This window comes from Chryseobacterium taiwanense (assembly GCF_000813825.1).
Taxonomy (GTDB): Bacteria; Bacteroidota; Bacteroidia; order Flavobacteriales; family Weeksellaceae; genus Chryseobacterium; species Chryseobacterium taiwanense.
Window position 1 is genome coordinate 256,317 of sequence record NZ_JWTA01000001.1, and the last position, 14,072, is coordinate 270,388.

The following is a 14,072-nucleotide window of genomic DNA, read 5'->3' on the forward strand; positions in this document are numbered from 1 at the left end:
TGACCATAAAATATTGGACATTCATTTATGAAACAACCTTGGATACATAATGCAAAAATAGATGGCTGGTTTATTCTGTCACCACCTTTTTTGATTTTGCTGATTATTTTTCTTTTTCAAAAACAGGTTCAGGGATTGGAAAATCATTTTTCTTTTTATACCTGGCTTTTTTTGATTGTTTTTGTTGATGTTGCCCATGTGTATTCCACTTTATTTAAAACCTATTTTGTAAAAGCAGAAGTCAATAAAAGAAAACTTTTATACTATGGAATGCCTGCTTTAAGTTGGATTTTAGGGTTGCTTTTATATCAATTCGGAAGCTTGACTTTTTGGTCTGTTTTAGCTTTGGTTGCGGTCTTTCACTTCATTCGTCAGCAATATGGCTTTATGAGAATTTATGCAAGATTTGAACCTAATCATTGGAGCAAAAGGATTGATGAGGTTGCTGTATATTCAGCGACAATTTTTCCCATGTTATATTGGTTTAAAACACCAAGAGCCTTTACATGGTTTGTTGAAAATGAGTTTCACTGGCTTCAGAACTTACCGAATTATACACAATGGATCACGGTTGTATACTTTATGATTTTAATGGTTTGGATTTTAAAAACAGTGTTTGAAATTTTCAAAACAGGGCAATGGAATATTCCTAAAATTGCTTTAATTGTAGGAACATATTTGTCATGGTATTTTGGAATTGTGTATTTTAATAATGACTTACTTTTTACTTTCTTAAATGTGGTTTCACACGGGATTCCCTATGTTGCATTGATTTACATTCGGGAAATTAAACAGAAAAAAAGAACGGAGCTTAATAAGCTTTCTATATTTCAATCTACTTTCGGAATATTTTTGTTTGTTGCCGTTATCATTGCCTTTGCATTCTTTGAGGAGTTTTTGTGGGAAGTTTTGGTGTGGAACGAGCATTTTTCATTGAATCTCAGTCTTTCAGGACGTTGGTTTCAGTTTTTAGTTCCATTATTGGTTGTTCCGCAACTCACACATTACTTATTAGATGGCTTTATTTGGAAAAACACCAAAAAAGTTAACTAATTTTGTCCCATAAATTAAAACGTATGAATATGCAGAAGCTCTTTCTTTCATTAATGGTGCTGTTTGGAATATTGGGTGTAAAAGCCCAGCAAAAAACATTCTGTAATCCCATCAACATCGATTACGGATATACTCCGTTTGAAGTTTTTTCAAAACAGGGGAAACACCGTGCTACTGCCGATCCGGTAATTGTCAATTTTAAAAATAAGTTGTTTCTTTTTTCGACCAATCAGGAAGGATATTGGTACAGTGATGATATGCTCGACTGGAAATTTGTAAAAAGAAAATTTCTAAGGGATAATAAATATACCCATGATCTGAATGCTCCTGCAGTTTGGGCAATGAAAGACACGTTATATGTTTTTGGTTCTACCTGGGAACAGGATTTTCCTATCTGGAAAAGTACAAATCCGACAAAAGATGACTGGAAAATAGCAGTCGATACCTTGAAAGTAGGAGCTTGGGATCCAGCCTTCCATTACGATGAAGATAAAAACAAATTGTACCTGTATTGGGGATCAAGTAATGAATGGCCGTTATTAGGAACTGAGATCAAAACAAAAACATTACAGTCGGAAGGATTTGTAAAACCTATTTTAAGATTGAAGCCTGAAGATCACGGTTGGGAAAGATTCGGGGAATATAATGATAATGTTTTCTTACAGCCTTTCGTAGAGGGAGCCTGGATGACAAAGCATAACGGAAAGTATTATATGCAGTATGGAGCTCCTGCAACTGAGTTCAGTGGATATTCTGATGGAGTGTATGTAAGTAATAATGCTTTAGAAGGTTTTGAATATCAGCAGCACAATCCGTTTTCGTATAAACCGGGAGGTTTTGCAAGAGGAGCGGGACATGGAGCAACTTTTGAGGATAATTACAAAAACTGGTGGCATATTTCAACAATTTTCATTTCTACTAAAAATAATTTTGAAAGACGTTTGGGAATTTGGCCGGCTGGATTCGATAAAGATGATGTCATGTATTGCAATACCGCTTATGGTGATTATCCGACCTATCTTCCACAATATGCACAAGGAAAAGATTTTTCAAAAGGATTATTTGCAGGCTGGATGTTGCTGAATTATAATAAACCGGTTCAGGTTTCATCAACATTGGGAGGATATCATTCCAATTATGCGGTGGATGAAGATATTAAAACCTATTGGAGTGCAAAAACTGGTAATTCAGGAGAATGGTTTGAGACAGACTTAGGAGAAGTTTCTACCATTAATGCCATTCAAATCAATTATGCAGATCAGGATGTTGAGTTCATGGGTAAAACCTTAGGGAAAATGCATCAGTATAAAATCTACGGTTCAAACGATGGAAAAAAATGGAATGTGATTGTAGACAAAAGCAAAAATACAAAAGACGTTCCTCACGATTATGTAGAGCTTGAAAAACCTGCAAAAGCAAGATTCTTGAAAATGGAAAATCTGAAAATGCCGACCGGAAAATTTGCATTGAGCGGTTTCAGAGTATTTGGAAAAGGAGCGGGAACAGTTCCTCCAAAAGTTCAGAATTTTGTTCCGTTAAGAGCTGATCCAAAAAAATACGGTGAGAGAAGAAGCATCTGGATGAAATGGCAGCAAAATTCCGATGCAGACGGATATGTGATTTACTGGGGGAAATCTCCGGATAAATTATACGGAAGCATCATGGTGTATGGTAAAAACGAATACTTCTTTACCGGAGCCGACAGAACAGACACTTACTATTTCCAGATTGAAGCTTTCAATGCCAATGGAGTTTCGGAAAGAACGGAAGTTTTTAAGTCAGAATAAATTAAAAAATAAAAACGCTTTGATTATTTCAAGGCGTTTTTGTTTTTTCATAATATTAAAACAAAACCCGCCAATTTCTCGACGGGTGGTTGTACAAAATAATTTATATGAAGAATGATTGTGTATTATCGTGTTCTGCTTTTGATGGCATCTGAAGCGCTCTCAATATTTCTTACTTTTTTCACTTTTTGGTTTCCGAAATTGTAAGTAATACTGAATGTTCCTCCTCTTCTGAACTGGTCGTTTCTTACATAGTTGTAGTTTCCGTTTGCTTGATAATCTTCGATTTCTACGATGTTGGTTCTTAAAACATCGGTCAGATTCAATGCAAAAGTCCAGTCATTCCAGTTTTTCTTTAAACTTAGATCTAAGCTCATTAGATTTTTAAGAAGCCCCAATTCAATCTGCTGCTTGTCTACGAAGAAATAATTTACTCCTAAAAACCATGTTTTCTTTTTATCTAATCTGATGGTGTTGTTGGTTTGGATGACAATACTCGTTGAGCTTACTTTATTTTCGTAAGTTGGAAAAACATCTCCTGAAGTTGGATCTACGCTTAAACTTCCGTCATTTATATTTCTTTGAACTCCAATATTAAAATTGGTAGTCAGATATTGATTAAAGAATGATCTTTGAACTCCTACCATTGCAGACATTTCCTGCTTGTCACCAAAATTGGTTCGGATATATCTCAATTGTTTATGCTTATCCATAATAGGTTCATTAGTAATAGGATCAAAAACAATATCTCCGTTGGCATCTCTTCTTGGTTTCAGAATATCTCTTTGTAAAGGAACTTGTGTAATAACATCTTTAAACAATGAATGACTTAAGATCAAGAAATATGAGTTTTTAAACATATAAGTCAGTTCCTGATTGTAGGTTGAAGAAGCTTTCACAAATGGATTGTTTTGGGTGTAATTATCTTCGGTAAGAATATTTCTTACAGGATTAAGTTCCCAAAAGCTAGGTCTTCTCATTCTGCTAGAAAACGCATACGAAATATTGTTTTTATCATTGATAGCATAATTTAAACTTACATAAGGAAGCAAATTATTGTAGTTTCTTTCAATTCTTCTGTATTCAGGAGCTGCATTGTCAGAAGTTCCTAAACTATTGGTGATCTCATATCTTGTTCCAATTTTTCCTGAGAATTTATCAGAGAATTTTTTTTCTGCAGTTAAATAAAATCCATAAATGTTTTCATCATATACAAAATGATTAGGATTAAATTCGGGATCTTCACCCTCTCTATAAGTATCGTTCTTGGTATCATTATCGGTTTTTGTTTTGTTATAATTTCCACCGATTGATAGGGTAAAGTCATTTTTAAACTTCTGAATATAATCTACCATTCCGGAGAAATTATTGATTTTCTGAGGGAGATTTTGATAAATAGTCTGTGCTGGATCTACACTCAGATTATTTCCTAAAGCATCGGCATAAAAAGTTTTGTTGTCTGTAAACTGGAACCTTTTATAATTAAGATATGCTGCATTTAGGTTTAATTTACTTCCCAAAGAATCCGTTTTTAACTCATAATTTAAGTTGACAGAATTGTTGTAAGAACGCGCATCTTCTTTATTTCTCGAATTAGTATAATTGATATTGTATTGGTTAGTATCTGGATCTAAAGAACGTATTGTGTTGAATAAACTTACTGTTGAATTATAACTTTTATTAGCTGAAGAATTCCATGTTAAGCCCAAATTACTCTTTTCTGTTAGCTGATAATCAATATTCAGATAGCCTCCAATAAATTTATTAGGGTCGTCAACATTTCCTGTAGATTGATTGGAGGAGGAATCGTTACCATTTCTTAAAATATATTCTTGCGCATCAATATTCTCTCCACCATTTAAATTAGCACTAATTCCCAGTTTATCTTTTCTGTAGTTTACTGAAAAACTAGCAGAACTTGCATTATATTTATTTTGAGAGTTGGCCATTCTCATATTACCATTCAATCCATCACTCATTTTCTTTTTCAGGATAATGTTGATAATACCGTCTGAAGACTCTACCTGATATTCACTTCCCGGAACAGTAATCACTTCAATCTTCTGAATATTTTCTGCAGGCGTATTCTTTAGAAATTGCGTCAAAGATTCTGCATCCATATTGGTTTTTCTACCATTGATGTAGATCAGAGCATTATTTTTTCCTGCAATCTTCAGAGCCTTATCATCAGTTGTAGAAAGAAGAGGGGTTTGTTTCAAAAGATCAAATGTTGTATTTCCCTTCGCTACAGGAGAAGCAGCTACATCGTACACAAAACGGTCACTTTGTTTTTTGAATACTTGTTTTTTTAAAGTAACAGCTTCTATATTTTGAGTCTTTGCAGTATCCTGCTTTTTCTGTTGGGCGAAAGTTAATCCGCTGAAAAATAGGGCTGCGATGAGAATGGGCGTTTTCATAATTATATTATTTAGAGTGATTTTAATTTTAATAGCTTGTATTTGTTATTATTTAACATTGCAAAGATATATAATAAATTAAGTATTATGCAATACAAAGTACTATAAATGTTTTTGAATTAATTTTAACTATATGGTTTTCAATAGTTAAAATTTTAGTTTAATTTTTTAAATTCTTTGATTATCTATATAATAAGACAACTGTACCATAGATTTTGTTACAGTTAATAAGATGGAAAATGAAAAAAATATTTAAATAATAGAAATATCTCTGAAAATAGTATAAAAGTTTCACTAGAAAAATTAATAATTTAGTTTGATTTTTAAATTAATAACATATGAGGAAATTTTACTTTTTATTTTTAATGTTATCATTAGTATTTTCATGTAAAGAGGAGTCTTTCGTGGAAATGGGTAACGAAACTGCAAATCCCCAATCAAACTATAATTTTGGGAATACTGCTCAAAAGAACTTTCAGGGAATGGTTCTTGATACCAATGGACTTCCGATTTCAGGAGCAACGGTCACCATTGGTGCAAATACGGTGACAACAAATCTTAAAGGTTTTTTTACCTTTAAAAATGCTTCGGTAAAAGAAAACTTTGCCCATGTAAAAGTTACAAAATCAGGGTATGTAAATGCTTCCCGAGTTGTAGTTCCGACAAACGGAATGAATCAGGTAAACATTATGATGATTCCTGTAACAACAACTTCTACGATTTCTGCAGGTTCTACATCTACCGTTTCATTGCCAAACGGAACAAAGGTGAAGTTTGATGGAAGCTTTAAAGATTCTAATGGAAATGCTTATTCAGGAAGTGTAAATGTTGCTTTATTCCATTTGGCTCCCTCCAATAAGTATTTAAATGAACTAATGCCGGGTTCTTTCTTGGCAACTAATGCTGGAGGAAATGCTCGTGTGATGGAAACTTTTGGAATGCTTCATGTACAATTAACCGGAAGTGGGGGACAAAATCTTCAGATCGCAAATGGGCATACAGCAGAAATTACAGTTCCTGTAGATGCCACCCAAACAGCTACTTCACCCAATACGATTCCATTATGGTCGTATAATGAAGATACAGGAATGTGGAATGAGGAAGGTACTGCGACAAAGATTGGAAATGTATATGTAGGAACGGTAAGTCATTTTTCCTGGTGGAATTGTGATGTACAATTTACACAGGCAACGATGAAGGTGACTTTAAAAAATGCAGCAGGGTCAGTTTTGCCGAGTATTAAAGTAACTTTAAAAAGAAGCTCTCAAGCCTACGAAACGTATGGGATGACAGATAATACAGGAGTGGCTTCAGGAATTGTCCCTGCAGGTGAAATCCTTACTTTAAAAGTTTATGATGTTTGTGGTAATGTAATTTATACTTCTAATGTGGGGCCTTTTTCTGCAGGAGTATTGACAACTCTTGCAGATATTACAGTAAACCCACCTTCATCAACGAATTATACTATTCAAGGGAGTCTGAAAACCTGTTCCAATACGGATGTTACAGACGGATATGTGGTGTTGAAGTCAGTGGGAACTAATTCAAATTATTTTAATTACCTCTCAGTTCCGGTTAATGCGAATGGAAGTTTTACTTTTAATACCTATTCATGTACAACTAATCCTCAATTTATTTATGAGGCGTTCGATTATGCGAATCTTAAAACAACGGGTGAAATTACTTTTACAGCATCGACAAATAACGTAAACTTGGGAAATATTTCTGTTTGTAACTCAACTATCGAATTTGTAAGTTATAAAATAGACAATCAACCTGTTGTGTATCTTATTGTTTTTGCCAATGCACAATGGTCTGGTCCTTCATCTACTCCTAATACGTTATCTAATCAACTCTCTGTATTCGCTGCAAATGGACCTGCGGTACCGCTTTTTCAAATGACACAAAATAATATGATGGGAGTAGCTGGAAGCTTTACCACTGATTACTCTATTAATCTCAGCTCAGTAATAATTACTCCAAGTAATGGAAACTTGATTAATACAATCTCTACATTTGGATCTGTAGGAGGTTATATTGATTTTAATATTACGGGTACTTTTACAGATGCCTCTGGAATCCATACGGTTTCTGCTTTAGGACACGTTAGAAGAACCTTATAATCACGATTAATAAATAAAAAAAGGACTTTGAAAAAAGTCCTTTTTTTATTTATTCTCTATCGAAACGAGCTAGTTTTTTATCAATCCAGATGGTAGCAAAAGGAAAGAAAGCAGAGATGAGTGAAAATACAAAGTCTTCATCATCCCAAACAAATATTTTCCTCATAGAAGGTAAAAATATAAGATATATTGTAAAAAACAATCCGTGAATGCTACCAATAGTGCTTATGTAAACAATAGGAAGTATACCTGTAGGATCTACACGAATCCAAATCATAGCTGAAAAAAGAAAAAACCAAGACAGTGCTTCAGCTAAGCAAATTCGTTTAAACCATCTAATAACCTGTTCTTGGGTATATTTTGCGAAAAATTTTTCGAGAAATTCCATTGTATAATTTATCTAACTTCTATTTATAAAAACTGCTGCCATCCAAATAGTCAAAAACTTCTGGAGGAAGCATAGGTCTTACGTTTTTATTTTCTTTAATCATATTGCGGATTTCAGTAGCAGAAAGCTCTATGATAGGTGCTTTAATTAAAGAAATATTTTCATGCTGCTGATATTCGTATGTTTTTGCTTCACTTTCAGAAACTCTTGGATAAACTATGATGTGATAGTTTTTAATTAAATAATCCGCGTTTTTCCATTTATGAAGACTTTTTAAGTTATCTTCTCCCATGATTAAACTGAAAGAATACTTCGGATACTTTTCATTAAGATAGGCTAAAGTATCAACGGTATAACTCGGCTTTGGAAGAGAAAACTCAACATTCGAAGCTTTTATATTTGGATAATTTTTAAGAGCCAGTTCCACCATATCAAGTCGATTGTGATCATTGAGCAATGTCTTCTTATCTTTAAAAGGATTTTGAGGACTTACAACAAACCACACCTCATTCATATCTGAATTTTCTAAAATATAATTAGCAAGAATCAGATGACCAATGTGGATAGGATTAAAAGATCCAAAGAAAAGACCAACTTTTTTCATGGTACATGGAGTGATTAATTATCTCTGAACTTTACGTCTTTAATATTTAAATAGTGGGTTACATTACCTTTCCAATGGTTTTCTTCCAAAGTAAAGGCGATATCAAAGTTTTTATTTTTAAACTCTTCTGCAAATTGTCCCAGTTTAAAGCCTACACATTCGATATTTCTGTTGGTAGAATCCTGTCTAATATAAAATTTAAGATGATTATTATCTTTCCCCATTGTTTTTAAATAACCGGAAAGCTTCTGGTTACTCATCGAAAATATAGGTTTCATATTGTGAGGTCCGAATGGAGCTAACTTTCTATGAAAGTTGATAAACTCACGATTGATATCTTCAATCTGAACTTCAGTATCGATACTTATAGATGGTTCTTTTTGATGCTCCTGAATCTTTTCCGAAACTATTCTTTCAAACTTTTCTTTGAAAGCTTCAAACTTTTCTTTTTCCATTGATAAACCTGCAGCGGCGTGATGTCCTCCAAATTTTAAGAAAAATTCAGAACACATATCCAAGGCTTCATGCACATCAAAATCGGAAACAGATCTTGCAGAAGCTACCATTTCTCCATTATTTCCGTCAGTAAAGACTAGGGTAGGTTTGTAGTAAGTTTCAATCAGTCGGGAAGCAACAATTCCTATAACGCCTTTGTTCCATTCAGGATGATACACAATCGTACTATGTTTTGCTTGTTGCTGAGACTCTATAATCTGATTAAGCGCAGAAAGAGTAGAATTCATATCAAGTTCTCTTCTTTCATCGTTGAGGTTCATAATGTCACTTACAATTTGATGCGCATGCTTCAAATTATCTGAAACCATAAGCTCTACAGCAGCTTTTCCATGAGAAATCCTTCCTGCGGCGTTTATTTTGGGAGCAATTTCAAAAACAATATTTGAAATTTCAAAGTGTGATAATTTATCTTCAGGAATTAATAATCTTAAACCTAAATTTCTAGTTTTACGTAAAACTTTAAGCCCCATTTTTGCCAGAACTCTATTTTCTCCGGTCATGGAAACAATATCGGCTGCAATAGAAATTGCCAGTAGATCTGTTAATTCAAATAATTCTGCTTCAGGAATTTTATAAATGGTATTTAATCCCTGACAAAGTTTAAAGCCAACTCCACAACCCGAAAGTTCTTTAAAAGGATATCTACAATCATTTCTTTTAGGATCAAGAACAGCCACTGCGTTTGGGATTTCCTCTCCCGGTAAATGGTGATCACAAATGATAAAATCAATATCCAAACTCTGGGCATAGCTTATCATATCTAAAGCCTTGATTCCACAATCGAGAGCGATGATTAACGAAAATCCGTTTTCTTTAGCGAAATCAATTCCTTCTGTTGAAATTCCATACCCTTCAGAATTTCTGTCGGGGATATAATAATCCAGATATTTTTTTTCAACGATTTTACTAAGATAAAGGTACATCAACGCAACAGCCGTAGTTCCATCTACGTCATAATCACCATATACCAATATTTTTTCACCATTTTCAATAGCGGTAGCAATACGCTCAACAGCCTTTTGCATATCGGCCATTAAAAACGGACTGTGAATGTCATTGAGATTAGGTTTGAAAAATTCTCTGGCTTTTTGATAATTGTCAATGCCTCTAAGAACGAGAAGTTTAGATTCAAAAGTCCCAAAACCAAGTGACGAACTTAATCTGTCTACAATATCTTCATCCGGTTCGGGCTTGTAAATCCATTTTTGACTCATTTCACAAAAATAGGGAATTATATTTAAAACTAAGATTTATTGTTGAGAGTGGCATTAAAAAAAAACCGTTCAGATGATGAACGGTTTTAATTATTTTAAGAATACATTTTCTCTCTTAATTCTTTGACTTTTTTATCAGCAAGATATTCGTCATAAGTCATTTCTCTATCAATGATTCCGTTTGGAGTCAACTCGATGATTCTGTTACAGACAGTTGAAAGCATTTCGTGGTCATGAGACGCTAACAAAAGATTTCCTTTGAAATTAGACAATGAATTGTTCAACGTTGTGATACTTTCAAGGTCTAAGTGGTTCGTTGGTTCATCTAATAAAAGGATGTTTGCTTTCTGAAGCATCATTCTACTGAACATACATCTCATTTTTTCACCTCCTGAAAGTACTTTACAAGATTTCAACGCTTCATCACCTGAGAAAAGCATTCTTCCTAAGAATCCTCTTACAAATTCTTCGTGACGCTCTTCATCATTTTTAGTGAATTGTCTCAACCAGTCAACCAAGCTCAAATCTTCCTGGAAGAAGTTTGTATTATCTAAAGGCATGTGAGATTGGTTTGTTGTAACTCCCCAAGCAACAGTTCCTTTGTCTGCCTCAACATTTCCAGCTAAAATTTCGAAAAATTCTGTAATGGCCAATGAATTTTTAGACAAGACAGCAACTTTATCTCCTTTTTTAAGGTTCAAATCGATGTTTGAGAACAATAATTCTCCATCTTTTGTTTTCTCAAGACCCTTTACATCTAAAATCTGATCACCCGCTTCTCTTTCCATTTCGAAAATGATGGCAGGATATCTTCTTGAAGATGGTTTAATATCATCGATGTTCAATTTATCGATCATTTTCTTTCTTGCTGTAGCTTGTTTAGCTTTTGCAACGTTTGAACTAAATCTTGCGATGAAGTCCTGAAGTTCTTTCTTCTTTTCTTCTGCTTTTTTGTTAGCTTGAGCTCTTTGTCTTGTTGCTAACTGTGAAGCTTGATACCAGAAAGAGTAGTTACCTGTGTAAAGGTTTAATTTAGCATAATCCAAGTCACCGATGTGTGTACAAACCGTATCCAAGAAGTGACGGTCGTGAGATACAACAATTACGGTGTTTTCGTAGTCTGCCAAGAAATCTTCTAACCAAGAAATTGTATCAATGTCAAGGTCATTCGTAGGTTCATCTAGAATAAGTACATCAGGATTTCCGAAAAGCGCCTGAGCCAAAAGAACTTTTACTTTGTCTTTGTTCTCTAGTTCGCTCATCATTTGCCAGTGCATGTCATCTTTAATACCAACGTTTGAAAGCATGGTCTGTGCATCAGATTCTGCAGTCCAACCTCCCATTTCATCATAGATTACACCTAGTTCACCAGCTTTAATTCCATCTTCGTCAGAGAAATCTTCTTTTGCATATAATGCATCCATTTCCTCTTTTATCTCGAATAGTTTCTTGTTACCTCTTAAAACAGCTTCAAGAACATTATATTGATCAAATGCAAAGTGATCCTGCTCAAGAACAGACATCCTTTTTCCGGGTTCCAAAGATACATTTCCAGTTGTAGGATCCTGCTTTCCTGTTAATATTTTAAGGAATGTAGACTTTCCTGCACCATTTGCTCCGATAATCCCGTAGCAGTTTCCTTTCGTAAACATAATGTTTACCTCGTCAAAAAGAACTCTTTTCCCGAATTGTAAAGATAAGTTAGATACTGTTAACATATAGTTTTGTAAATTTGGCGCAAAAATACGAAAAGAATTTGGGTATTTCGTAATAATGTAATAGTCAAGTTTTTAAATATGGGGTATTTTTTATATATTTCATTAATCAAATTTAATAAAATGCAGGGTCTGGATTAGACCGCTTAATGAATTTATTAAGTATAGCTATATTAAATTCTTACATCATCTCTTATATACGATCTAAAAATGAAGATTGAAAAAACAGTCAATATATTAAATAAAAGAGCCAGATTTGAATACGAAATCCTCGAAGAATTTGAGGCTGGAATGGTTTTAACAGGTACAGAGATAAAATCTTTACGATCATCTAAAGCTTCCATTACCGAATCGTTCTGTCAGTTTATTGATCGGGAATTATATATTATTAATATGATGATTGACGAATATAAATTGGGAACTTTTTATAATCATAAAACAAAAAGGGAACGGAAATTGCTCTTGCACAAAAAAGAATTGCAAAAACTCGAGAAGAAATTAAAGGATGTAGGAAATACAATCATACCTTTAAAATTATATATCAATGACAAGGGAAAAGCCAAGGTCTTAATTGCCTTAGGAAGAGGGAAAAAACTCTTTGATAAAAGGGAAAGCATAAAAGATAGAGAAAATAAACGAAACCTAGATAGAATATTAAAGAAAAGTTAAAAATCATCCAAAAAACTTTGTATATAAAGAAAAATTATATTTATTTTGCATTATCAATTATTTAATCATTTAATTCTATGAAAAATCTAAAATTAGGAATTTCAGCATTGGCGCTTACTGTTGCTTCTACTGTGTTCGCTCAGACGACCAACAACCCTTGGTTGATCGGAGTAGGTGCTCATGCAGAGAACCACTTGGCACAGAGAAATAACTTCAGTAATACGTTCGCTGCTCGTAATTTGACGAAGACAATGTTCAATATGAACAACTTCTCTATTACTCCACCATTGTCTAAGCTTACTGTAGCTAGAAATGTTGGTAAAGGTTTAGTTATCGACTGGCAAACTTCTGTAGGAAATGTTGAGAACAAAAGACTTAACATGGGTAAAGAATTCATGTTAATGACAGGTCTTGGTTTCCAAGCTCACGCTGCAGGTCTTTTATGGAAGAATGAAGATTCTTGGTTCGATCCATATTTAAGAGTTGGTGCTAACTACTTGAGACACGACTATACATCTCTTTCTTTCCCAAGAACAGATGCTAACGGAGAAACTGTAGTAAATGGAGAAAATGGTAATGAACAAGGTAAAGCAAACCACTTTACAGTTTCTACAGGTGCAGGTGTTAACTTTTGGGTAACTAAAAACTTCGGTTTAGGTGTTCAAGGTGACTATGTTTCAACTCCTGGAGATAAAGCAAACTATGCTAACTTCTGGCAAGCTTCAGCATCATTGAACTTTAGATTTGGTAACAGAGATAGAGATAAAGATGGTATCTTAGATAAAGATGATCTTTGCCCAGATACACCAGGTTTACCAGAATTCCAAGGATGTCCTGATACAGACGGTGACGGTATTCCAGATAAAGACGATCAGTGTCCAGAAGTTGCTGGTCCAGTTGAAAACAACGGTTGTCCTTGGCCAGATACAGATGGTGATGGTATTATCGACAAAGATGATGCTTGTCCTACAGTAGCAGGTCCTGCTGAAAACAACGGTTGTCCTTGGCCAGATACAGATGGTGACGGTATCTTAGATAAAGATGATGCTTGTCCTACAGTTCCAGGTTTACCAGAGTATAACGGTTGTCCAAAACCAGCTGATCCAACTTATGTTACTGTAACTAAAGAGTTGAAAGATATCTTATTTGATTTCAACAAAGCTACAATCAGACCTGAGTCTAGTGGTAAATTAGATAAAGCTGCTCAAATCATTAAAGAAGCACCAGCTGAAAACTTTGTTATCGTTGGTATGACAGATGCTAAAGGTTCTGCTGCTTACAACTTGAACTTATCAAGACAAAGAGCTGCTTCTGTAGTTTCAGCTTTAGAAGCTAGAGGAGTTAATCCAACAGTATTGAAGTCTATCGGTATCGGTTCTCAAGAAGCTACTGTTCCTGCAACTGCAACTGATGCAGAAAGACAAGCTGACAGAAAAGTTATCGTAAGAGCTATCTCAGGTGCTGAGTGGGAAACTTACAAGAAAAATGACATTACTGTAGCTAAGCCAACTAAAAAAGCTCCAGCTAAGAAAGCTCCAGCTAAAAAGAAAAAATAATTAATTTTTCTAAATAATAAATACCTCCAA

At 34.2% G+C, this 14,072-nt stretch carries 10 protein-coding genes; 5 read left to right on the forward strand and 5 right to left on the reverse strand.

The annotated features are described in order from the left end of the window. The first annotated feature begins 27 nt into the window (after positions 1-27). Entirely contained in the window at positions 28-1,053 is a 1,026-nt protein-coding gene (locus tag RM51_RS01215; RefSeq protein ID WP_039364166.1) for a hypothetical protein, read from the forward strand. A gap of 29 nt (positions 1,054-1,082) precedes the next feature. Continuing rightward, entirely contained in the window at positions 1,083-2,840 is a 1,758-nt protein-coding gene (locus RM51_RS01220) for a discoidin domain-containing protein (RefSeq protein WP_039364169.1), read from the forward strand. Between the two features lie 125 nt (positions 2,841-2,965). Here the strand turns inward: RM51_RS01220 and RM51_RS01225 are convergent, their stop codons facing one another. Further along, on the reverse strand, positions 2,966-5,257 hold the full coding sequence (locus RM51_RS01225) for a TonB-dependent receptor domain-containing protein (protein ID WP_039364172.1): 2,292 nt from the start codon (positions 5,255-5,257) through the stop codon (positions 2,966-2,968). Between the two features lie 338 nt (positions 5,258-5,595). Here RM51_RS01225 and RM51_RS01230 point away from each other — a divergent pair, with 338 nt between their 5' ends. Further along, positions 5,596-7,380 (forward strand): carboxypeptidase regulatory-like domain-containing protein, encoded by a 1,785-nt coding sequence (locus RM51_RS01230; RefSeq protein WP_117590314.1) that lies wholly within the window; start codon positions 5,596-5,598, stop codon positions 7,378-7,380. 49 nt (positions 7,381-7,429) lie between these two features. On the opposite strand, the gene RM51_RS01235 is transcribed toward RM51_RS01230, so the two are convergent. From RM51_RS01235 to RM51_RS01250, 4 genes are all read right to left on the reverse strand, one after another. Next, positions 7,430-7,768, reverse strand: a complete 339-nt coding sequence (locus RM51_RS01235) for a DUF3817 domain-containing protein (RefSeq protein WP_039364177.1) — start codon at positions 7,766-7,768, stop codon at positions 7,430-7,432. A gap of 19 nt (positions 7,769-7,787) precedes the next feature. Continuing rightward, the gene (nadD, locus tag RM51_RS01240; protein ID WP_039364180.1) at positions 7,788-8,372 is read right to left on the reverse strand and encodes a nicotinate (nicotinamide) nucleotide adenylyltransferase; all 585 of its coding nucleotides are present in this window, start codon (positions 8,370-8,372) and stop codon (positions 7,788-7,790) included. 14 nt (positions 8,373-8,386) lie between these two features. After that, positions 8,387-10,102, reverse strand: coding sequence for a single-stranded-DNA-specific exonuclease RecJ (gene recJ / locus RM51_RS01245; protein WP_039364183.1), 1,716 nt, complete (start codon positions 10,100-10,102; stop codon positions 8,387-8,389). A 95-nt stretch (positions 10,103-10,197) separates the two neighbouring features. After that, entirely contained in the window at positions 10,198-11,820 is a 1,623-nt protein-coding gene (locus RM51_RS01250; RefSeq protein WP_039364186.1) for an ABC-F family ATP-binding cassette domain-containing protein, read from the reverse strand. Between the two features lie 207 nt (positions 11,821-12,027). On the opposite strand from RM51_RS01250, the gene smpB reads away from it, so the two are divergent. Both smpB and RM51_RS01260 read left to right on the forward strand, forming a co-directional pair. Then, a complete protein-coding gene (gene smpB / locus RM51_RS01255; RefSeq protein WP_039364189.1) occupies positions 12,028-12,486 on the forward strand; it encodes an SsrA-binding protein SmpB in 459 nt (152 codons plus the stop codon). 77 nt (positions 12,487-12,563) lie between these two features. After that, positions 12,564-14,042 carry an OmpA family protein gene (locus RM51_RS01260; protein ID WP_039364192.1) on the forward strand — a complete coding sequence of 493 codons (1,479 nt, stop codon included), beginning with the start codon at positions 12,564-12,566 and terminating at the stop codon, positions 14,040-14,042. The last annotated feature ends 30 nt before the right edge of the window (positions 14,043-14,072 follow it).

Excerpts from the sequence above, each read along its gene's own strand:
- RM51_RS01215 (WP_039364166.1), top strand. The coding sequence starts at position 28 with ATGAAACAACCTTGGATACATAATGCAAAAATAGATGGCTGGTTTATT.
- RM51_RS01220 (WP_039364169.1), top strand. The coding sequence starts at position 1,083 with ATGCAGAAGCTCTTTCTTTCATTAATGGTGCTGTTTGGAATATTGGGT.
- RM51_RS01225 (WP_039364172.1), bottom strand. The coding sequence starts at position 5,257 with ATGAAAACGCCCATTCTCATCGCAGCCCTATTTTTCAGCGGATTAACT.
- RM51_RS01230 (WP_117590314.1), top strand. The coding sequence starts at position 5,596 with ATGAGGAAATTTTACTTTTTATTTTTAATGTTATCATTAGTATTTTCA.
- RM51_RS01235 (WP_039364177.1), bottom strand. The coding sequence starts at position 7,768 with ATGGAATTTCTCGAAAAATTTTTCGCAAAATATACCCAAGAACAGGTT.
- nadD (WP_039364180.1), bottom strand. The coding sequence starts at position 8,372 with ATGAAAAAAGTTGGTCTTTTCTTTGGATCTTTTAATCCTATCCACATT.
- recJ (WP_039364183.1), bottom strand. The coding sequence starts at position 10,102 with ATGAGTCAAAAATGGATTTACAAGCCCGAACCGGATGAAGATATTGTA.
- RM51_RS01250 (WP_039364186.1), bottom strand. The coding sequence starts at position 11,820 with ATGTTAACAGTATCTAACTTATCTTTACAATTCGGGAAAAGAGTTCTT.
- smpB (WP_039364189.1), top strand. The coding sequence starts at position 12,028 with ATGAAGATTGAAAAAACAGTCAATATATTAAATAAAAGAGCCAGATTT.
- RM51_RS01260 (WP_039364192.1), top strand. The coding sequence starts at position 12,564 with ATGAAAAATCTAAAATTAGGAATTTCAGCATTGGCGCTTACTGTTGCT.